Below are 19,370 nucleotides of genomic sequence, written 5' to 3'. Positions count from 1 at the left end.
CGCCTGGCCAAGCTTGGGGCCGGCTCCTCCGGGGGCCGGCCCTCACTCATTTCCGTGCCGGGGCGGTGCGCGGACCCCCGATGGCCCGTGTCACATCCCCGTCACCCGGGCCACCGTGAACGGTGTCTCCGGTACCCCCGGGCCCATCGGGCCGCCCTTGTCGAACTGGGAGCGGACGACCAGCAGGCCGTGGTGGTCGAGGGCCAGGGTGGTCGGGGTCTGGAGGGCGGGGTCGGTCAGGCGGCGGGTGAGGCGGGCCGTGGTGCCGTCGGGGGACAGGTGCCAGCGGGTGAGGGTGTTGCCGGCGTTGTGGGCGGCCCACAGGGTGCCGTGCGCCAGCTCCAGGCCGTCACCGTGCACCAGGTCGCCTCCGTGCAGGGTGACTTGACGCACCGAGCCGTCGGCCACGGCCACCCGGTACAGGCCGCCGCCGGTCATGTCGACGGCGAACAGCAGGCGCCCGCAGGGGGAGGCGGTGATGCCGTTCAGGGTGTAGGCCGCGGGCGGGTGCGGGGGCAGGGCCCCGCTCAGGTCGTAGCGCGCGGTGAGGGGCGCCCTTCCGCCGCGGGCGCGGGCCACCTCGGCCGGGGTGACGCGGTAGATCAGCGGACGCACGCTGTCGGTGGCGTACGCCGTGCCGTCGGCGGTGATCACGAGGTCGTTCAGGAAGCGGCCGTCGCCGTCCGGCAGCTCGAACCGGGCTGTCAGGGAGCGGTCGCGCAGGTCGTACACGTCGATCCCGGCGGTCGAGTCGATCACCCACAGGCGGCCCGCGCGGTCGACCTTCAGACCGTTGGCCGTGGTCCGGCCGTCGGCGCCCGCCGGCAGGAAGACCCGGGCGGCGCGGCTTCCGGCCGCGGCGCGGTAGACCGCACCGGTGGTGTACGAGCCGACGTAGGCGTCACCCGTGCGTGGGTCGAGGGCGATGCCCTCGGGATAGGCGCGCTCGTCGGGGAGGGCGAAGGCCGTGGAGATGCGGGGCCCGGTGGCCGCCCGGGCGGGCCCGGGGGCGGTGACGGCCAGGGCGGCGGCCGCGGTGGCGGTCAGGAACGTACGGCGGTGGATCGAACGGGACACGGGTGCCGATGCCTCTCGGGTCGATTGAACCGTCACTTCTGTATGGCCACGAAGCTAGATTAGAACTCTAATGCTCGTCAATGTATTAACTCTCACCTGGAGTTGAATGGGTGTACGTGCCCGCTACCATGCGCGGGTGATGACCTCCATGCCCGCGTCCGAGCGCCTCGGCTCCCACCTCAAGCGGGCCGAGCAGGCCCTCAACGCGACCAAGACCGCGGTGCTGAAGCCGGCGGGCGTGACGGTCGCGCAGTACGCCGCGCTGCTCCACCTCTCCGACAAGCCCGGCATCTCGGCGGCCGCCCTGGCCCGGCTCTGCGGAGTCACGCCGCCCACCATGAACACGGTCCTGAAGAACCTCCAGGACCGCGGCCTGATCGCCCGCACCCCGCACGAGTGGCACAAGAACGTCCTGGAGACGCGCCTGACGGACGAGGGCCGTACCGTGCTGGCCGACGCCGACGCGCGCGCCGTACGCGTCGAGCGCGCCCTCGCCGCCGAGTTCACCGAGGAGGAGCGGGACACGCTGGCCGCGCTCCTCGCCCGCTGCGTCAGCGTCCTGGAGGAGCAGCGCCCGGGAACGCCCTGACCGGATACGGCGCCGGGTCCGTCACCCAGCCCGCCACCAGCACCAGCCGGGACGCGCGGTCGACGGCGAGGAAGCCGAAGGGCCGGTCGAAGGCGACGCGGACGACCGTGGTCTCGTGGCGGTACCGGGGCGGCCCGCTGCCCGCCACCGGCATGACCGCCGTCACCGCCGCGGCACGGAAGCCGAGCGGGCCGAACTGGGCGAGCGCCGACTGGCGGCCCGCCCCCACGGCGAGCGGGAAGGCGCTGATGCCGGGGAAGTGGCCGTGCCGCGTGTCCGTCGCCGCCGTCAGCCCGAACAGGCCCGCGAGGGCCGGCAGGTCGTGGTCGGCCCGCACCTCGTACGCCACCGTCCGCACGTCCAGCGTCGTCGGCTCCGGCTCGACGGCCGGCTGCTGCTCCACATGCAGGCCCGGGCCGACGTGCCCGTGCGGCAGCAGACCACCCCCGGTGAGCGGCAGCGTGCGCTCCACGACCCCCACTCCGGCGGTCAGCACCTGACCCGGTGTCATGCGCTCCTCGCCGAGCACCAGGTGGACGTCGATGCCGTTGTCGCCGGGCACCGTCAGCGCGGTGACGAAGCCGTCCGCAGTGCCCGTCACGCCCACCCGGTCCGGCCGCACGCTCCGCCGGTACAACCCGCGCAGCGTACGGCCCTGCCAGGGACCGGAGTCCGGACGCAGCGGCAGCTCCCTGAAGGGCTGGCGCCAGGTCGTGCCCAGCGCGAGGGCACTGGCCAGCACCATCCGCGCCTCCCGGTCCAGTGTCACCGGCATGCGCTCGACCAGCCCGCCGGTCCGCTCGGCCGCCCAGGCGTCCAGCCGTTCCTGCGCGGTGACGAGGTCGTCCCCGAACGTCCCGTGGGTCCCGGCCGGAAGCCCGGCCCGCCACTCCTCGCGCAGGGTCAGCCCGTGGTGCGTCCACAGGCCGAGCGCCGCGTCCAGGCCGGACACCGACCGCAGAGTCGCGAGCAACTCCCGTGCTACGCCGGCCGCCTGTTCGGGGGGCACGCCCAGCGCCCCCGCCAGCTCCGCCCGCGCCGGGCCGGCCGCGCCGTCGGCCAGGAAGGCCAGCAGCGGCCAGACGCCGGCCGCGGAGAAGGCCGTACCGCCCTCCGTGGTCGCCGCCCACCGGGCGGTCAGCCCGTTCACCGCCCCGACGACCTCGCCGCCCGCTCGGCTCCCCGCCGGCTGCCCCACCCTCATTCCGCCCCCGCTCGCGCCCCGCTTACCATGCGGCCAGTCGTACGTCAGTCCAGTCGGCGGGCCGGCCGCCGGTGCTGCGCTGCCGCCGCCCGACCCAGGAGCACGGTACCGGTGTCCATACCCCCGCCCCCCGGCCCCCAGCAGCCGCAGGAGCCGTATCAGCCCCCTCAGCCGTATGCGCAGGGCCCGTACGCTCCGCCGCCGTACCCGCACCAGCCGGGCGCCGGCTACGGGGCGCCGTACCAGCCGTGGGCGCAGGGATACAGCCCCTACACCCACCCCGCGCCCGTCAACGGCCTAGCCATCGCCGCCCTCGTGCTCGGCGTGCTGTGCTTCCTGCCCGGTGTGGGACTGGTGCTCGGGCTGGTCGCGCTCCGGCAGATCCGCCGGCGCGGTGAGCGCGGCAAGGGGCTGGCCGTCGGCGGCGTGGTGCTCTCCGGTATCGGACTCGCGCTGTGGGTGCTGCTGTTCGCCACGGGCGGCGCGTCCGACTTCTGGCAGGGGTTCAAGGACGGCGCGCGCGACGGCGCGAGCATCTCGCTGGGCGAGGGCAAGTGCTTCGACGCGCCCGGCGGCAGGCTGAGCGGCGCGACCGAAGGCTTCGACGAGGTCCCCTGCGGCGGCGAGCACGACGGCGAGGTGTTCGCGTCCTTCGAGTTGATCGACGGCGACTACCCCGGCGACGACACGGTCGCCGACATCGCCGACGAACGCTGCTGGGGCCTCCGCGACGGCTACGCGATGGACGGCTGGGCCGTCCCGGGAGACGTCGACGTCTACTACTTCACGCCGACCGAGGGCAGTTGGGCGGCCGGGGACCGCGAGGTCACCTGCGTGTTCGGCAACACCACCGAGGGCGTCGACCTCACCGGTTCGCTGCGCAACGACGAGACCGTCCTCGACGCCGACCAGGTCGCCTACCTGAAGGCCGCTCATGTGCTCAACGCGGCCCTGGACACCGTGCCGGAAGCGGAATACGTGGAGGACGACCTGCCCGGGCACAAGGCGTGGGCGGGGCGTGTGTCGGTCGCGCTCGGCGAGCAGGCGCGGATGCTGCGGGCGCACGACTGGCCGGCAGGGGCCGGCACGCCCCTCACGGCCCTGGCCGCCCGCCTGGACAAGGCGCGCGCGGAGTGGGCGAAGGCCGCGAAGGCCGAGGACGCGGACGCCTTCTACGAGCACTACGACACCGCGCTCGACCTGATCCAGCCGCGCCAGGCGGTCACCGCGCGGAAGACCCTGGGACTGGCCACCGTTCCGCCCATGGGTGACGACGGCGCAGACACCAGCATCCAGGTGTGAGAACGCCTGGTGTGAGCACCCCTATACGGGGCAGAAAGTGCCTGGGTAAAGCCCTCCCCGCCCCCATGTCATCACATCGAGTGATTCTCTGGCCTTTGCTTGCACGGCACAACCCACGGTTGCCAGGCTGTTGCTGTCTGTACAACCTGATGGGAGCGGCCAGTGACTTTCGGTGAGCAGCCGGCGTACTTGCGTGTCGCGGGTGATCTCCGCAAGAAGATCGTCGACGGTTCACTGCCGCCCCACACGCGTCTCCCCTCCCAGGCCCGCATCCGTGAGGAGTACGGCGTCTCGGACACGGTCGCGCTCGAGGCCCGCAAGGTGCTGATGGCCGAGGGGCTGGTCGAGGGCCGCTCCGGCTCGGGGACGTACGTGCGCGAACGGCCCGTGCCCCGACGGGTGGCCCGCTCCGGGTACCGGCCGGCCGGCGGTGCGACGCCCTTCCGGCAGGAGCAGGCCGACGCGTCGGTGCGCGGCAGCTGGGAGTCGGGCAGCGAGCAGACCGAGGCCGGGACCGCCATCGCCGAGCGGCTCGCGATCCAGGTCGGTGACCGGGTCATGCGCACCAGGTACCTGTTCCGGGAGGCGGGCGAGCCCATGATGCTCTCCACCTCCTGGGAGCCCCTCGCCGTCACGGGCCGGACCCCGGTGATGCTCCCGGAGGAGGGGCCGCTCGGCGGCATGGGCGTGGTCGAGCGCATGCGGGCCATCGACGTCGTCGTGGACAACGTCACCGAGGAGGTCGGCGCCCGCCCCGGCCTCGCCGAGGAACTGCACGTGCTCGGCGGAGTGCCCGGCCATGTCGTCCTGGTCGTCCAGCGCACCTACTTCGCCTCCGGCCGCCCGGTGGAGACCGCCGACGTGGTGATCCCGGCGGACCGCTACCGGGTCGCCTACCACCTGCCCGTGAAGTGACGTTCCGAGAGGCTTCCGGTGCCGGTGCGAGGCATCGGGCGGATTTTCGCACGCTCCCCCGAGTGAGGTAGCGCACACCCTTGGCGCGTCGAGCGGGCGGACACCCCGGCGGGCCGGCTGCGGCCGAGCCCGGCGGGGCGCTGCAATCCGGCCGTTCTCCCAGGTGGCCGCGGTTTCCGCCGGCGGACTCCCGCCCGAGGCGGCGACCCCGGGCGACGGCGCGTTCGGTCCCGTGCGCCCCCGGCGTTCTGGCTGGTTGCGTACCTCTTTGTGAAAAGGCGTATTCGCTGCGTGAAGGTTGGGCGTACGCTCGGGCATATGCGGATTGCGGTTTCCTTAGGCGGGGCCTTGCCGGGGCCCGGGACGGGAAGCGGGTGGGGCGGTGCGAGAAGGAGTGACGGGGGCGGTGGGTGCCATGAGTGAAGGCACGGTCTCGCTGCCCTGGATCGTGATACGGCAGGACGACAACGGCAATCGCTACCGCGTCGGCAGGTACGCGACGCGGGCCGAGGCCCAGAAGATCGCCGACAGCTTCGACGACCGCGGGCACAAGCAGCTCTACTGGGTCGAACGCATAGGACAGAACGGGGACGGCGGTCACAACTGACCGGCCGTGCCTTCCCGTAGGCTCCGCCCCATGACGCCCAGGACGGAACGGATCGTGGTGGTGGGGGCCGCCCTGCTCGACGGCGGCCGACTGCTCGCGGCGCGCCGCAGCGCGCCCGCCGAACTGGCCGGACGGTGGGAGCTGCCCGGCGGCAAGGTCGAGACGGGGGAACGGCCCGAAGACGCCCTGACGCGCGAACTGCGCGAGGAACTCGGCGTCGACGCCGAGCCGGTCGAGCGCGTGCCGGGGGAGTGGCCGCTGCGGGCGCCGTACGTCCTCCAGGTCTGGACCGCCCGCCTGCGTCCCGGCTCGCCCGCGCCCCGGCCCCTGCAGGACCACGACGAGCTGCGCTGGCTCGGCCCCGACCGGATCTGGGACGTGCCCTGGCTCGACCAGGACGTTCCGGCGGTGGAAAAGCTCGAAAAGCTGACCGCGCCCTGACCGCTTCCTGCCCGGAGCGGCCCGGCGGGGGAGCCCCGTAGAACTCCTCATACGCCGTTCGTGCCACAGTGCGCCCTTGTGTACGGTACTGGCCGCCGGATATCGGGTATGTGCCCATTAATCCCATGAAACCGGACATGGGTGGGCTTGCTGGCCTGGGAAGTGATCGGCGTGATCGACACCGACGGCGACTGCGCCGCGTGGTCCTTTCCCGCGGAGCCGGGCGCCGTGCGCACCGCCCGGGCCGCGGTGCGCGGCCAGTTGCACGGCTGGGACCTCGACTGCGTCGCCGACCTGGCCGCACTGCTGGTCAGTGAGCTGGTCACCAACTCGATGCGGCATGCCACGGGCCCCATCGGCGTACGGCTGGTGCGTCCGGCCACGCTCGGCGACACGCTGCTGGTGGAGGTCTCCGACCCGCTTCCGGACCCGCCGCACGAACGCGTCGCCCAGCCCGAGGACGAGAGCGGACGCGGCCTGCAACTGGTCGCCGGCTCCTCGCGTCGCTGGGGCACACGGCCCGGCGCGAGCGGAAAGACCGTCTGGTTCGAACTGGCGGTGCCCGGGTGACGCGGAAGGCCCCGCGAGGCCGAACTGCGGTGTGCGTCCGCCGCTGTGCAGCCCACCGTGCGCTCCCCTCCCCCGACCGGTCCCCGCGTACGTGATTCGCGGGCGTGTTCCCTGGTTAGAAGAGTGGAAGTGTTGTCACGGAGCGGTCCGAAAAGCACCTGGACCGAGCTGTGATCGTGAACACCGTGTCGTGCGGCGCCGTAGTGCTGGATACTGCGGGCAGCCGCCCCCGGTGACCGGTGCCGGGCGCGGTGAGCTGGAGGGGACGGTTCGCGTGAGCGAGATACCAGCGAAGGCCACGGAGTCCGAGGACCCGTCGGACGGCGCGAGGAAGCAGGCCGCGGAAGCTGCCGCGGCACCCGGCGACGCCATGTGGCAGAGCAGTCCGCCCGGCTCGATCTACGACTACATCAAGGTCGCGTCCTTCGCGATCAACCCCGGCGGGCTGGTCGACCAGTGGAGCCTGCGCGCCGAGCAGCTCTTCGGCATCCCCGCCGAACGCGCCGTCGGAATGGACCCCATAGAGGCCTTCATCGACCCCGACCTGCGGGTGCGCGGCCAGCGCAAGATGGCCGAGATCCTCGACGGACGCGAGTGGACCGGGGTGATCCCCTTCCGGATGCCGGACCAGCCGGACGGTGCGCGGGGGGAGGAGGGCCTGGCCGAGGTCTACGTCATGCCCACCCGGACCGCCGAGGGCGACAAGGCGGCCGTGTGCATCGTCGTGGACGTCCGCACCCTGCGCAGCATCGAGACCGATCTCGCCGCCTCGCAGGCGATTTTCGGTCAGTCGCCGTTCGGATTCCTGCTGATCGACATCGACTTGAGGGTCCGTCGGGCCAACGAACGGTTCGCCTCCATCTTCGGCGGAACCCCGGACGACCACCGGGGCAAGGGAGTTCACGACTATCTGCCGCGCGGCGAGGCGGAGCGGGTTTCGGCCACCCTGCGCCGGGTGCTGGAGTCCGGTGAGTCCATCACCGACATGCATGTCACCGGTTTCGTCCCGGGCTCCGAGGAACGCCGGCACTGGTCCGTCAACCTCTACCGCGTGCACAGCGGCACCGGCCGGCCCATCGGCATCGCGTGGCTCGGCACCGACATCACCGCCCGCCGCGCCGCCGCCCGCGAGGCCGCCGCCGCCCGGCGCAACCTCGCCCTGCTCAACGAGGCCGGCGCCCGCATAGGAAACTCCCTCGACCTCGAGACGACGGCGCGCGAACTCCTCGACGTGGTCGTCCCCGGCTTCTGCGACCTCGCCACCGTCGACCTCTACCAAGGTCTGCTGGCCGGCGACGAGGCGCCGCCCGGACTCGCCGACGGCAGCGCCGAACTGCGCCGCGTCGCCTTCGCCAGCGCTGTCTCCGACGTGCCCTTCAGCGGCTCCGGCGAATCCGTCGCGCTCGGCGCGGTCCACCACTTTCCCTTCAACTCCCCCTGCGCAGACGCCCTGCGCACCGCCCGCCCGCAGGCCGTGCCCGCGGAGGAGGGCGGCCTCGTGCAGTCCACGCTGGCCGTGCCGATGGTCGCCCACGACACCGTCGTGGGCCTCGCGCAGTTCGCCCGCACGAAGGGCAGCGAGCCGTTCGGCGACCGCGACCGGGACCTGGCGGTGGAGCTGGCCGCGCGCGCCGCGGTCTGTATCGACAACGCGCGCCTGTACCGCCGCGAGCACGAGCGCGCGTTGATACTGCAGCGGTCCCTGCTCCCGCCCGGCGACCCGGAGGCCTCCGGGCTGGACATCGCCTGCCGCTATCTGCCCGGCAACGCGGCGACGGAGGTCGGCGGTGACTGGTTCGACGTCATCGAGCTGCCCGGTCACCGCACGGCGCTGGTGGTCGGCGACGTGATGGGCCGGGGTCTGCGGGCGGCCGTCGCCATGGGCGAACTGCGCACCGCCGTCCGTACGTTGGCCCTGCTGGACCTCGAACCCGCCGAAGTGCTGTCGGCGCTGGACGAGATCGCGCGCGGCCTCGGCACCCCGGGGGGCGTCCAGCAGGCCACCCGTACGGCCCGTCAGCCCCGCGACGCGGACCTCTCCGAGGTGTACCTCGCGACCTGTGTGTACGCCGTGTACGACTCCGTGACCCGACGCTGTACGTTCGCCAACGCCGGCCATCTGCCCCCGGTCCTGGTGGAGCCCGGCGAGGCGGCCCTGATGCTCGACGTGCCGCCCGGCATGCCGCTCGGCGTGGGCGGAGAGCCCTTCGAGGAGGTGGAGGTCGATCTCCCCGAGGGCGCGCTGCTCGCGCTCTACACGGATGGACTGGTCGAGTCCCGCGACCACCCCCTGGACGAGGGCCTCCAGGCCTTCGTGGGCGCGCTCACGGACCCCGCCCGGCCGCTGGAGGACGTCTGCGACCACGTCCTCAACACCCTGGACACCCACCACGGCGAGGACGACATCGCTCTGCTGATGGCCCGGGTCCAGGGACTGCCCGCCGACTCCGTCGGCGACTGGACGCTGCCGCGCGAACCGCGCAGTGTGGGCCGGGCCCGGGAGTACGCCCGCGCGCAGCTGCTCAGCTGGGATCTCGAGCCGCTGGTCGACACCACGGAACTCCTGGTGAGCGAGCTGGTGACGAACGCGCTGCGGTACGGCGAGGGGGAGATCCGGCTCCGGCTGCTGCTGGACCGGACGCTGGTGTGCGAGGTGTGGGACTCCGGGCTGGTCCAGCCTCGGCGGCGGCGGGCCCGCGACACGGACGAGGGGGGCCGGGGGCTGCAGCTGGTCGGGCTGCTGAGCGCGGCGTGGGGGTCGCGGCGGACGCCCCGCGGCAAGACGGTGTGGTTCGAGCTTCCGCTGCCAGGGGGCGAGAACGGTCTCACCGACCCGGCGGAGGCGCTGCTCAGCCTCTTCTGACCACCGACACCGCGTGAGGGTGTCCCGGAGGGCTACGGCGCCGGCGGGAAGCGATGTCTGCCCCTGGACGCCGGACCGCCGAAGCTTGCCGGGGGGCCGCCGGTCGGGTCCTCGGCCAGGAGGATCCCGCCGAGGACGGCACCGACCAGGCCCGCCGTGTCGCCGTCGGGTCCGGCGTACGGGTTGCCGTGCGCCCGCACATCTCGTTCGGCCAGTTCGCGAGCCTGACGGGACACGGTGTCGGCCTCCTCGGCATCTCCCGCGGCGAGCGACCGCACCGCCTCCGCCAGCCGGGCCCGCGCCTCCGCGCCCACCGCGCCCCGGTGCACCGCCACGAACTCCTCCGCCCCGGCGACGGAACCCCGTGCCACCAGCAGCGCGGCGGTGTCCAGCACCCCCGACCGCCCCATCCCCAGCCGCCCCACGGCCCGCGTGATCCGGCGCAACGCGTCCAGCGGGTCGTACGGCCCCCCGGCCGACTCCGCGCGGACGGCGGCCAACACGACGTCCGCATGAGCGAGCCGGGCACGCAACTCTCCGACGACGAGAGACACCCGCACCTCGCCCGGTCCCCCCTCCCCGTCCTCCCGCATCACCTTGGCCACCGCCTCACTCTCCGGCGTCACGTCACCGTTGCCCGCCGCCTCCCTGTCACCTGGTGGCCCCCCGCCCTCGCCGGCCGCCCCGCTCCCCGAAGCAGCCTCCCCTCCCCGCGCCGTCCCTCCCTCGGGCACCCCCTCTTCCCGGCTCACCTCGGCGCTTCGCGCTGCCTCCCCTCCCCGACCTCCCTTCCCCTCCGCATCCGGCACCTTCCCTCCCTCCGCCGCCCCCTGTTCCCGCGCCGCGTCCCCCCTCCGGGCCACCATCAGCTCGGTCTCTGCGGCGGTGAGTGTGGGGGGCAGCAGGTCCGTTGCCCGCTGCAGTTCGGTCGTGAGTCGTTCCACCGCGCCGGTGAGGGCGGCGGTCTGGGCGATGGCGCCCTCGGCGGCGCGCAGGTGTGCCGCCGCACGCTCCCGGTCGCCGGAGTCGTCGGCCTGGCGGGCCCCGTTGAGGTGGGTCGTGGCGAACACCAGCCGGTCCTTGGCCTGTTCGACGTACCCGGTGACGGATCCGGCGGCCGCCGGCGGATACCGCTCGCGCAGGGCCGTGAGGGTGCCCTGCGCGGCCGCTGTCCGTGCCGTCAGTTCCCGGAACCGTCCCTCGGCGACCTCCAGGGCCCCGCCCACTCCCTCCTCCAGCCCCCGCAGCCGGTCCAGGGCCGGAGCCTCGGCGTCCAGCCGCCGCCCCGCCTCCGCGCACCGTCCGACCACCCCCACCAGCGCCTGCCGCCGCGCATCCGCTTCCCCCGGCACCCCCTCCTCGTAGCGCCGCCAGATCGCGAACGCGGCCGAAAGCTCGGTCTCGGCGGCCCGCAGGGCGTGCCGGAACGGCTCCACCTCCGCCTCTGCGAACCGCTCCGCCACGAAGGGCAGTTCCTCCCGGCTGGTGCGCACGCAGTCGTCGGCCAGCACCAGTGCCGCGCGCGCCTGGCGTTCGAAGGCGGCCGGTGCGGGGGCGGGCGGGTGCGCGGAGACGATCCCCGGCGTCGTCCGGGAGCGGGCCCGCCGGGTGCGGCGCAGGTACCCGTATCCGGCCAGTACGACGGCCGTGCCGACCGCGAGCAGCGGCAGTAGGAGATCGACGGTGGACGTCTCGTCCTGCTGGGCGGCGGCGCTCGCGACCGGCCCGGAGGGGGCCCAGGGAACCGGATCATGGCCGGCGACCGTCATCACCGGCAACACCAGCCACCCGGCGCCGATCAGGGCGCCCAGCACGACATGCGCCACTCGCGCCCGTATCTGCGCCTTGGCGTGCCGGGGCCGGCCCCGGATCAGGGAGGACGTCACATTTTGGAGCGTATGGGCAGGTAGGCGGCTTCGCGAGCGGGGTGGACACGGGTGGGGGAAGAGACCGACAAGGGGACGGGATGGACAGCGAAGAGACGAACCGGCCGGGAGCGGGGGAGCCCGACGGCACGGCCCGGCCCGATGCGCGCAACGCCGACGACCCGGCGCTGCCCGAGGCGGAGGCGTCGGGCGCCACGGCCCGGTCGGAGGCCCGGCCGGCCGATGCCCCGGACCGGCCCGGTACCCCCGGCTCCCAGCCGTCCGGCACCGCCGGTCAGGCAGGCCCCGGGTCGGACGACGCCGTCGGCCGGGCGGACTCGCGGCCGGCCCCCGACTCGGCTCGGCCTGCCGGGCAGCGGACCGACGCCCCCGAGGAGCCGGCGCGGCGGCCGGCGGTGCGCAAGCGGCGGCGTGTGCTCCGCTGGTCCCTCGCCGCACTCGCCCTCCTGCTCGTGCCCCTCCTCACCGCCGAGACGGCCCTGCGTGTCAACTACACCGGTGACCCGGCCCCCGGCACCCGCACGCGCCACCGGGATGCCCTCTGGCTGGGCCATGCCTGGGTGGACGGGCGCAAGAGTGACAAGGACGTCGAGGCGCTCGCCAGGCGTCTGCGCGGGACCGGGATCCGTGATCTGTACGTCCACTCGGGGCCGCTGGAGCACGACGGCACCCTGCCCGACTCCGCGTACCCGAAGGCGGGTTGGCTGGTCGCGGCCGTCCACCGGGAGCTGCCCGGCGTCCGGGTCCAGGCCTGGCTCGGCGACAAGCTGGCCAGCGAAAGCCCCGACGGCCTGCGCCTGGACCGCCCCGCGACCCGCGCCGCGATCCTCGCCTCCACCCGCCGCGTCCTCGCCGCCGGCTTCGAGGGCGCCCACTTCGACCTGGAACCCCTCCACTCCGGCGACGGCGACTACCTGAAGCTCCTGGACGACCTGCGGGATCTCACCCGCGCCCGGCACGCGCTGCTCTCCGTGGCCGCCCACCAGATCGACCCGCTGCCCGCGTTCCACTCCTTCTGGGGGACGACCACCGGCCATCCCAAGTGGTGGTCCCAGGCCTACTTCGGCCAGGTGGCCCGGCGCGTGGACCAGATCGCCGTGATGTCGTACGACACCATGCAGCCCCTGGAGAGCCTGTACGGCGGTTACGTGGCCCAGCAGACCAGCCTCGCGCTGGAGGTCACCCCCGGTTCCACCGACCTCCTCATGGGCCTGCCCTTCTACCACGAGAACCGTTTCGGGCACTGGGCGCACGCCGAGACCGTCCCGGCCGCCGTGCGGGGCGTCCGGCTGGGACTGTCGCGCACCGACGCCGACCGCGCCCGGTTCGGCGTCGCCCTGTACGTCGACTTCGCCGCGACGGAGGCGGACTGGCGCGCCTACCGGGAGGACTGGGCCGAACGACCCGCTACGAAGACCGCCTCCTGATCTTCGAGCCCAGCCACACCAGCGGGTCGTACTTGCGGTCGACGGCCCGCTCCTTCAACGGGATCAGGGCATTGTCGGTGATCTTGATGCCCTCGGGGCAGACCTCCGTGCAGCACTTGGTGATGTTGCAGTAGCCGAGGCCGTGTTCGTCCTGGGCGGTGCGCTTGCGGTCCAGGCCGGTCTCGGCGGCCGCGTCCAGCGGGTGCATGTCCAGCTCCGCCACCCGCATGAGGAAGCGCGGGCCGGCGAACGCCGTCTTGTTCTCCTCGTGGTCGCGGACCACATGGCAGGTGTCCTGGCACAGGAAGCACTCGATGCACTTGCGGAACTCCTGCGACCGGTCCACGTCCTCCTGCATCATCCGGTACTCGCCGGGGCCGAGCCCGGCCGGCGGCACGAACGCCGGGACCTCCCTCGCCTTCTGGTAGTTGAATCCGACGTCCGTCACCAGGTCCCGGATCACCGGGAAGGCACGCAGGGGGGTGACCGTGATGGTCTCCGTGCGGTCGAAGACCGACATCCGGGTCATGCACATCAGCCGCGGGCGGCCGTTGATCTCCGCCGAGCACGAACCGCACTTGCCCGCCTTGCAGTTCCAGCGCACGGCGAGGTCGGGCGCCTGCGTGGCCTGGAGCCGGTGGATGATGTCGAGCACCACCTCGCCGTCGTTGACCTCGACCTCGAAGTCCTCCAGGTCACCACCCTGCACATCGCCCCGCCACACCTTGAAGCGGGCCTCGTAGCTGCTCATTCGTACAGCTCCTCTTCGGCGAGGTACTTGACCAGCTCCTCCTTCTCGAAGAGGGCGAGCAGGTCGGGGCGGACGGGGTCGGTGGTCTCGCGGGTCAGGCGGATCTGGCCACGGGCGGGGTCGGTCGCCGCGAGGCCGCCGGTGGGATCGGCGAGCGCGCACAGGAGATTCACGTTGCGCCAGGCGCGGTCCATCGTCGGGTGGTCCTCGCGGGTGTGCCCGCCGCGCGACTCGGTGCGCTCCAGCGCGGCCCGCGCCACGCACTCGCTGACCAGCAGCATGTTCCTGAGGTCCAGGGCCAGGTGCCAGCCGGGGTTGAACTGGCGGTGGCCCTCCACCCCGGCCCGGCGCGCCCGTACCCGCAGCTCGGCCAGCTTGTGCAGGGCCTGCTCCATCTCGCCCTCGCGCCGGATGATGCCGACCAGGTCGTTCATGGTCTGCTGGAGTTCCTGGTGGAGGGTGTACGGGTTCTCCGGCGGGCCCGCCTCACCCTCCGTCTCCGCGGAGAAGGGCCGCAGGGCCTCCGCGGCGGCCGTGTTGACCTGGGCTTCGTCCACCGGCGGGCGCAGGTGCGCCAGTCCCCGGGCGTGCTCGGCCGCGTGCCAGCCCGCCCGGCGCCCGAACACCAGCAGGTCGGAGAGGGAGTTGCCGCCGAGCCGGTTGGAGCCGTGCATGCCGCCCGCCACCTCACCGGCCGCGAAGAGCCCCGGTACGCCGCGCGCCGCCGCCGTGTCGGACTCGACCGCGATGCCGCCCATGACGTAGTGGCAGGTCGGGCCGACCTCCATCGCCTCCGCCGTGATGTCGACGTCGGCCAGCTCCTTGAACTGGTGGTACATGGAGGGCAGCCGGCGCCGGATCACCTCGGCGGGCATACGGGTGGAGACGTCGAGGAAGACCCCGCCGTGCGGCGAGCCGCGCCCGGCCTTGACCTCGGCGTTGATCGCGCGGGCCACCTCGTCGCGGGGGAGCAGCTCGGGCGGACGGCGGTTGTGGTCGGGGTCCTCGTACCACCGGTCGCCCTCCTCCTCCGACTCGGCGTACTTCTCCTTGAACACGTCCGGGATGTAGTCGAACATGAACCGTTTGCCGTCGGAGTTCCTGAGCACCCCGCCGTCCCCGCGGACCGACTCGGTGACGAGGATGCCCTTCACCGACGGCGGCCAGACCATGCCCGTCGGGTGGAACTGCACGAACTCCATGTTCAGCAGCGGCGCCCCGGCCAGCAGCGCGAGGGCGTGTCCGTCGCCGGTGTACTCCCAGGAGTTCGAGGTGACCTTGAAGGACTTGCCGATGCCGCCGGTCGCGATCACCACGGCCGGCGCTTCGAGGACGAAGAAACGACCGGTCTCGCGGTCGTAGGCGAAGACGCCCGAGACCCGGCCCGCGGCGGAGCCGCTGCCGGCTGCCGTGTCCTTGAGGATCCGTGTGACCGTGCACTCCTGGAAGACCTTCAGCCGTGACTCGTGGTCCCCGGTCTCCGCGAAGTCCTCCTGCTGCAGCGCCACGATCTTCTGCTGGAGGGTGCGGATCAGCTCCAGGCCCGTACGGTCGCCGACGTGCGCCAGACGCGGGTACTCGTGGCCGCCGAAGTTGCGCTGGGAGATCCGGCCGTCCTTCGTACGGTCGAACAGCGCGCCCCAGGTCTCCAGCTCCCACACCCGGTCCGGGGCCTCCTGGGCGTGCAGCTCGGCCATCCGCCACTGGTTGAGGAACTTGCCGCCGCGCATGGTGTCGCGGAAGTGAACCTGCCAGTTGTCGTGCTCGTTGGCGTTGGCCATGGCCGCCGCGATGCCGCCCTCGGCCATCACCGTGTGCGCCTTGCCGAACAAGGACTTGCAGATCACCGCCGTACGGGCGCCCCGCTCGCGCGCCTCGATCGCGGCCCGCAGCCCGGCGCCGCCCGCGCCGACCACGACGACGTCCCACTCCTGCCGGTCCACCACGGACATAAGGTCAGTCCCTCACTGGAATCTCTAGAAGAAGCGCGGATCGTCGAAGACCCCGGACGCGACCAGATAGACGTAGAAGTCGGCGAGCGCCACGCTGATCAGGGACGTCCAGGCGAGCAGCATGTGCCGGGCGTTGAGCTTCCCGATGAACTGCCACGTCCGGTAGCGCACGGGGTGCTTGGAGAAGTGCTTGAGCTTGCCGCCGACGATGTGCCGGCAGGAGTGGCAGGAGAGCGTGTACGCCCAGATCAGCACGATGTTGACCAGGAAGACCAGGGTGCCGAGGCCCATGTGGCCCCAGCGGTAGTGCGTGTCCCGGAAGGCCAGCACCGTGTCGTAGGTCAGCACGCCGGCGACCAGCAGCGCGGTGTAGAAGAAGTACCGGTGGACGTTCTGCAGGATGAGCGGGAAGCGGGTCTCACCGGTGTACTTCTTGTGCGGCTCGGCCACCGCGCAGGCGGGCGGGGACGCCCAGAAGCTGCGGTAGTACGCCTTGCGGTAGTAGTAGCAGGTCAGCCGGAAGCCGAGCGGGAAGATCAGGATGATGATCGCCGGGGAGACGGCCCACCAGCTCCCGAAGAGATCGGCGTTCGGCCCGGCGCGCATGGTGTCGCAGTTCTCCGCCAGGCACGGCGAGTAGAACGGCGAGACGTACGGCGCCGCGTAGTAGTCCGCGTTCGCGAAGGCCCGCCAGGTCGAGTAGACGACGAAGGCGAACAGACCGGCCGCGGTGACGGCGGGCGCCAGCCACCAGCGGTCGGTCCGCAGATGCGGTGCGGCGATCGCGGCGCGCGTACCGGTGCGTACGCCGCCGCTGTTCTGTTGGGGTTCCGTACCAGTAGCCAAGGGGGACTCCGGTCGGTTTCGGGGGTGTCAGGGGGCGCGGCGGTCGCGGGCGCCCAGGCCCTCGTCGTCCGTGTCCGTCCACAGGCTGATGTCGTAGGGCGTGTCGGAGATGGTGACGAGGTCGGGGCGGCGCGAGGCGTCCGGGGCGGCCGCCGCCTCCCGCAGCAGCGCCACGCTCTCGCGCAGATGCTCGGCGTCCAGCCGGACCCGGCGCATCTCCAGGCCGCCGCTGCCGAGATGGTTCTCCAGGCGTCCCAACGACCGGTACAGATCGTCGAGGGAGCGCTGGACGGAGGTGATGTCGTCGTGCACGGTCATGACTTGCCCCTCACTTCCATGGGTCCGGCGGGACCTGGGCGGCAACGTTCATGCGCCTTGGAGTGTTGCGCGCCACACGTGCCGGTGTGAAGGCATGTGCAGCGATTGGCGGAGGCGCACGGGTGCATCTCCGGATCTGTTGCGCCGCCCGGGTGGGGTTACCGCCCGTCGCCGCCGTGTCGCCCGCTGTTGCCGGATCCTTTCCTCTTCAGTGGCCGCATAGATCTGATCAGCTCCATATACCGCCAAAAGTGATCAGCTCCATATGCCGACAAATGTGAGCATAAGGCCCGCGGCTTCCCGGAGGTAGCAGAGATGTCCTACTACGGCGTCGGCCCGCGCGCGGTCATGCGCTCGGTCGCCCTCCTCACCGCGGGGGCGCTCGCGGTGCCCCTCCTCGCCGGGTGCGGCTCCGAGGAGGAGGCCAGCAAGCCGCTCGCGCCCCAGGACATCGCGCTCGTCGCCCGTGACCAGGTCGCCGACGGCGGCACCCTGAAGTGGGCCGTGGACGCCGTACCGGAGACCCTGAACACCTTCCAGGCCGACGCCGACGCCGGTACCACCCGGGTCGCCCAGGCCGTGCTGCCGTCGATGTTCCGGCTCGACGCGAACGGCCGCCCGGTGGCGAATCCCGCCTACCTGGAGTCGGCCAAGGTCATCGAGACCGAGCCGCGCCAGGTCGTGCTGTACAAGCTGAACCAGCAGGCCGTGTGGAGCGACGGCCGGGAGATCGGCGCCGCCGACTTCGCGGCCCAGTGGCGCGCCCTGTCCGGCAAGGACAGCGCCTACTGGACCGCCCGCAACGCCGGCTACGACCGCATCGCCAAGATCGAGCGGGGCGCCAACGACCTCCAGGTCCGGGTCACCTTCTCCCGTCCCTACGCCGACTGGAGATCGCTGTTCTCCCCGCTGTACCCGAAGGACGTCATGGGCACCCCGGACGCCTTCAACGACGGCGCCCGCCGCAAGCTGAAGGTCACCGCCGGCCCCTTCAAGCTGGCGAAGGTCGACACCGCCGCGAAGGACGTCGTCCTCACCCGCAACGCGCGCTGGTGGGGCAAGCCCGCGAAACTCGACCAGATCGTGCTGCACGCCGTGCCCCGGGACAAGCGGGCCGCCGCGCTCGCCGACGGCAGCGTGGACCTCGCCGACATCGACGCCACCGACGCCCAGCGGATCGGCCTCGCCGCCCGCCAGAAGGGCACCGGGACCCCGCTGCAGGGCGGCGGGAAGACCTCCGTGAAGAAGCTGCGCTCCTGGGCGCTCGCGCACGGCTTCGACTCCGACGAGGTGAAGGCCGGCAGGAAGAAGCTGCGCAAGAGCATCACCGAGTACCTGGAGCAGCAGCAGGCCCTGCGCGCCTTCGACGTCCGCAGGTCCCTGGAGCCCGCCTACACCCAGCTCGCCCTCAACGGCTCCGGGGGCCCCCTCGCCGACGAACGGGTCCGGCGGGCCGTCGCCCGCGCCCTGGACCGCGAGGAACTGGCCAAGCTCGTCCTCACCCCGCTGGGCCTGCCCGCCGTCCCGGTCGGCAGCCACCTCGCCCTGTCCGGGCAGACCGCCTACGCCGACAACAGCGGCGCCGTCGGCGGTCAGGACACCAAGGAGGCGCAGGCGCTGCTCGCCGACGCCGGCTGGGTGCCCGGCGGCCCCGTCAAGGAGCCGAAGAAGAAGGAGAAGGCGGCCGGCCCCGAGAGCGGGAAGAGCCGCCAGGAGGACGAGTCCGAGGGAGGCAGCGACGGCGAGTACATCGTCGGGGAGGACGACAAGAGCGGCGAGGACAGCAGCGGGGAGGACAAGGGCAAGCAGCGGGAGTCCGCCGAGGGCCGGCGGGAGGGCGAGGAGGGCGGCCGGCACCTCGCGCAGGAGGGCAAGCACGGCGGCGCGCCCGGCGCGTACGCCCCCAAGGGCACGGCCGCCCCGGCCGCCGTGCCGGCCGGACTGCTCGCCAAGAACGGCAAGCCGCTCGCACTCGACTTCGTGCTGCCCGCGGGCCCCGGCTCCGACACCCTGAACACGGTGGCCGAGCGGATCACGGCGATGCTGGAACGGGTCGGCATCCGGACGACGATCACCAAGGTCTCGGACGAGAGCTACTTCAAGGACCACATCGCCTCCGGCGACTACGACCTCGCCCTCTACTCCTGGCCGTCCTCCGCCTTCCCCGCGACCGACGCCCGGCCCATCTACGCCAAGCCGGTGCCGGCCGCCGACGGCTCGGTGAACATCGAGCAGAACTACACCCGGGTCGGTACGGACCAGGTCGACCAGCTCTTCGACGAGGCGGCGGCGACGCTGGACGAGGACGAGGCGCGTTCGCTGATCCGCAAGGCCGACGCGCGGATCTGGGCGACGGCGGGCTCGATCCCGCTCTATCAGCGGCCTCAGCTGGTGGGAGCGCGGAAGACTCTGGTCAACGCCGGCGCGTTCGGTTTCCAGACGCCGGTCTACGAGGACATGGGCTTTTCGAAGAAGGGGGCGAAGGTCACGGCCAGCCCGACGAAGTAGCCGCCTCGCCGGGGGCGTGAAAGGCGGTCTGTACTGCGCCGACGTATCCCGGCGAGCCCCAGCGGCGGCGGACACGTACCATGGGGTGAGGCCGTGGCGTGTCCAGCCCGGCAG

16 protein-coding genes are annotated in these 19,370 nt (G+C 72.6%); 9 read left to right on the top strand and 7 right to left on the bottom strand.

The window, feature by feature from the left end:
- Positions 1–90: 90 nt before the first annotated feature.
- Positions 91–1,077, bottom strand: coding sequence for an SMP-30/gluconolactonase/LRE family protein (locus ACZ5CW_RS03590; protein ID WP_468598004.1), 987 nt, complete (start codon positions 1,075–1,077; stop codon positions 91–93).
- 139 nt (positions 1,078–1,216) lie between these two features.
- Between ACZ5CW_RS03590 and ACZ5CW_RS03585 the strand changes: the two genes are divergently transcribed.
- Positions 1,217–1,666 carry a MarR family winged helix-turn-helix transcriptional regulator gene (locus ACZ5CW_RS03585; protein WP_468598003.1) on the top strand — a complete coding sequence of 150 codons (450 nt, stop codon included), beginning with the start codon at positions 1,217–1,219 and terminating at the stop codon, positions 1,664–1,666.
- On the opposite strand, the gene ACZ5CW_RS03580 is transcribed toward ACZ5CW_RS03585, so the two are convergent.
- Positions 1,629–2,870 (bottom strand): serpin family protein, encoded by a 1,242-nt coding sequence (locus ACZ5CW_RS03580; protein WP_468598002.1) that lies wholly within the window; start codon positions 2,868–2,870, stop codon positions 1,629–1,631. The two genes, ACZ5CW_RS03585 and ACZ5CW_RS03580, sit on opposite strands and share 38 nt — an antisense overlap.
- Before the next feature lie 111 nt (positions 2,871–2,981).
- On the opposite strand from ACZ5CW_RS03580, the gene ACZ5CW_RS03575 reads away from it, so the two are divergent.
- The 6 genes from ACZ5CW_RS03575 to ACZ5CW_RS03550 all read left to right on the top strand — a co-directional run bounded on the left by ACZ5CW_RS03575 (position 2,982) and on the right by ACZ5CW_RS03550 (position 9,568).
- Positions 2,982–4,172: a DUF4190 domain-containing protein gene (locus ACZ5CW_RS03575; protein WP_468598000.1), complete on the top strand. Its 1,191-nt coding sequence runs from the start codon at positions 2,982–2,984 to the stop codon at positions 4,170–4,172.
- A gap of 162 nt (positions 4,173–4,334) precedes the next feature.
- Positions 4,335–5,087 (top strand): GntR family transcriptional regulator, encoded by a 753-nt coding sequence (locus tag ACZ5CW_RS03570; RefSeq protein ID WP_468597999.1) that lies wholly within the window; start codon positions 4,335–4,337, stop codon positions 5,085–5,087.
- Between the two features lie 415 nt (positions 5,088–5,502).
- Positions 5,503–5,694 (top strand): SPOR domain-containing protein, encoded by a 192-nt coding sequence (locus ACZ5CW_RS03565; RefSeq protein ID WP_468597997.1) that lies wholly within the window; start codon positions 5,503–5,505, stop codon positions 5,692–5,694.
- Between the two features lie 30 nt (positions 5,695–5,724).
- The gene (locus ACZ5CW_RS03560; RefSeq protein WP_468597995.1) at positions 5,725–6,135 is read left to right on the top strand and encodes a (deoxy)nucleoside triphosphate pyrophosphohydrolase; all 411 of its coding nucleotides are present in this window, start codon (positions 5,725–5,727) and stop codon (positions 6,133–6,135) included.
- Positions 6,136–6,276: 141 nt separating this feature from the next.
- Entirely contained in the window at positions 6,277–6,705 is a 429-nt protein-coding gene (locus ACZ5CW_RS03555) for an ATP-binding protein (protein ID WP_468597993.1), read from the top strand.
- A gap of 274 nt (positions 6,706–6,979) precedes the next feature.
- On the top strand, positions 6,980–9,568 hold the full coding sequence (locus tag ACZ5CW_RS03550; RefSeq protein ID WP_468597991.1) for a SpoIIE family protein phosphatase: 2,589 nt from the start codon (positions 6,980–6,982) through the stop codon (positions 9,566–9,568).
- Positions 9,569–9,600: 32 nt separating this feature from the next.
- On the opposite strand, the gene ACZ5CW_RS03545 is transcribed toward ACZ5CW_RS03550, so the two are convergent.
- Entirely contained in the window at positions 9,601–11,454 is a 1,854-nt protein-coding gene (locus ACZ5CW_RS03545) for a hypothetical protein (protein WP_468597990.1), read from the bottom strand.
- An 80-nt stretch (positions 11,455–11,534) separates the two neighbouring features.
- Here ACZ5CW_RS03545 and ACZ5CW_RS03540 point away from each other — a divergent pair, with 80 nt between their 5' ends.
- Positions 11,535–12,881: a hypothetical protein gene (locus tag ACZ5CW_RS03540; protein ID WP_468597988.1), complete on the top strand. Its 1,347-nt coding sequence runs from the start codon at positions 11,535–11,537 to the stop codon at positions 12,879–12,881.
- Here the strand turns inward: ACZ5CW_RS03540 and ACZ5CW_RS03535 are convergent.
- The 4 genes from ACZ5CW_RS03535 to ACZ5CW_RS03520 are packed head-to-tail and all read right to left on the bottom strand — an operon-like array spanning position 12,862 to position 16,748.
- On the bottom strand, positions 12,862–13,632 hold the full coding sequence (locus ACZ5CW_RS03535; RefSeq protein WP_468597986.1) for a succinate dehydrogenase/fumarate reductase iron-sulfur subunit: 771 nt from the start codon (positions 13,630–13,632) through the stop codon (positions 12,862–12,864). The genes ACZ5CW_RS03540 and ACZ5CW_RS03535 overlap by 20 nt on opposite strands.
- Entirely contained in the window at positions 13,629–15,584 is a 1,956-nt protein-coding gene (locus ACZ5CW_RS03530) for a fumarate reductase/succinate dehydrogenase flavoprotein subunit (protein WP_468597985.1), read from the bottom strand. Before ACZ5CW_RS03530 ends, ACZ5CW_RS03535 begins: the two co-directional genes overlap by 4 nt.
- A 24-nt stretch (positions 15,585–15,608) precedes the next feature.
- A complete protein-coding gene (locus tag ACZ5CW_RS03525) occupies positions 15,609–16,430 on the bottom strand; it encodes a hypothetical protein (protein ID WP_468597983.1) in 822 nt (273 codons plus the stop codon).
- A gap of 27 nt (positions 16,431–16,457) precedes the next feature.
- The gene (locus ACZ5CW_RS03520; RefSeq protein WP_468597982.1) at positions 16,458–16,748 is read right to left on the bottom strand and encodes a hypothetical protein; all 291 of its coding nucleotides are present in this window, start codon (positions 16,746–16,748) and stop codon (positions 16,458–16,460) included.
- Between the two features lie 315 nt (positions 16,749–17,063).
- Here ACZ5CW_RS03520 and ACZ5CW_RS03515 point away from each other — a divergent pair, with 315 nt between their 5' ends.
- Entirely contained in the window at positions 17,064–19,256 is a 2,193-nt protein-coding gene (locus ACZ5CW_RS03515; protein ID WP_468597980.1) for an ABC transporter family substrate-binding protein, read from the top strand.
- Positions 19,257–19,370: the final 114 nt, after the last annotated feature.

The sequence above is a fragment of the Streptomyces sp. NPDC031379 genome (assembly GCF_055569615.1).
This window is presented reverse-complemented; position numbering and strand designations above follow the sequence as displayed.

Excerpts from the sequence above, each read along its gene's own strand:
- ACZ5CW_RS03535 (WP_468597986.1), bottom strand. The coding sequence starts at position 13,632 with ATGAGCAGCTACGAGGCCCGCTTCAAGGTGTGGCGGGGCGATGTGCAG.
- ACZ5CW_RS03540 (WP_468597988.1), top strand. The coding sequence starts at position 11,535 with ATGGACAGCGAAGAGACGAACCGGCCGGGAGCGGGGGAGCCCGACGGC.
- ACZ5CW_RS03515 (WP_468597980.1), top strand. The coding sequence starts at position 17,064 with ATGTCCTACTACGGCGTCGGCCCGCGCGCGGTCATGCGCTCGGTCGCC.
- ACZ5CW_RS03580 (WP_468598002.1), bottom strand. The coding sequence starts at position 2,870 with ATGAGGGTGGGGCAGCCGGCGGGGAGCCGAGCGGGCGGCGAGGTCGTC.
- ACZ5CW_RS03565 (WP_468597997.1), top strand. The coding sequence starts at position 5,503 with ATGAGTGAAGGCACGGTCTCGCTGCCCTGGATCGTGATACGGCAGGAC.
- ACZ5CW_RS03530 (WP_468597985.1), bottom strand. The coding sequence starts at position 15,584 with ATGTCCGTGGTGGACCGGCAGGAGTGGGACGTCGTCGTGGTCGGCGCG.
- ACZ5CW_RS03560 (WP_468597995.1), top strand. The coding sequence starts at position 5,725 with ATGACGCCCAGGACGGAACGGATCGTGGTGGTGGGGGCCGCCCTGCTC.
- ACZ5CW_RS03585 (WP_468598003.1), top strand. The coding sequence starts at position 1,217 with ATGACCTCCATGCCCGCGTCCGAGCGCCTCGGCTCCCACCTCAAGCGG.
- ACZ5CW_RS03520 (WP_468597982.1), bottom strand. The coding sequence starts at position 16,748 with ATGACCGTGCACGACGACATCACCTCCGTCCAGCGCTCCCTCGACGAT.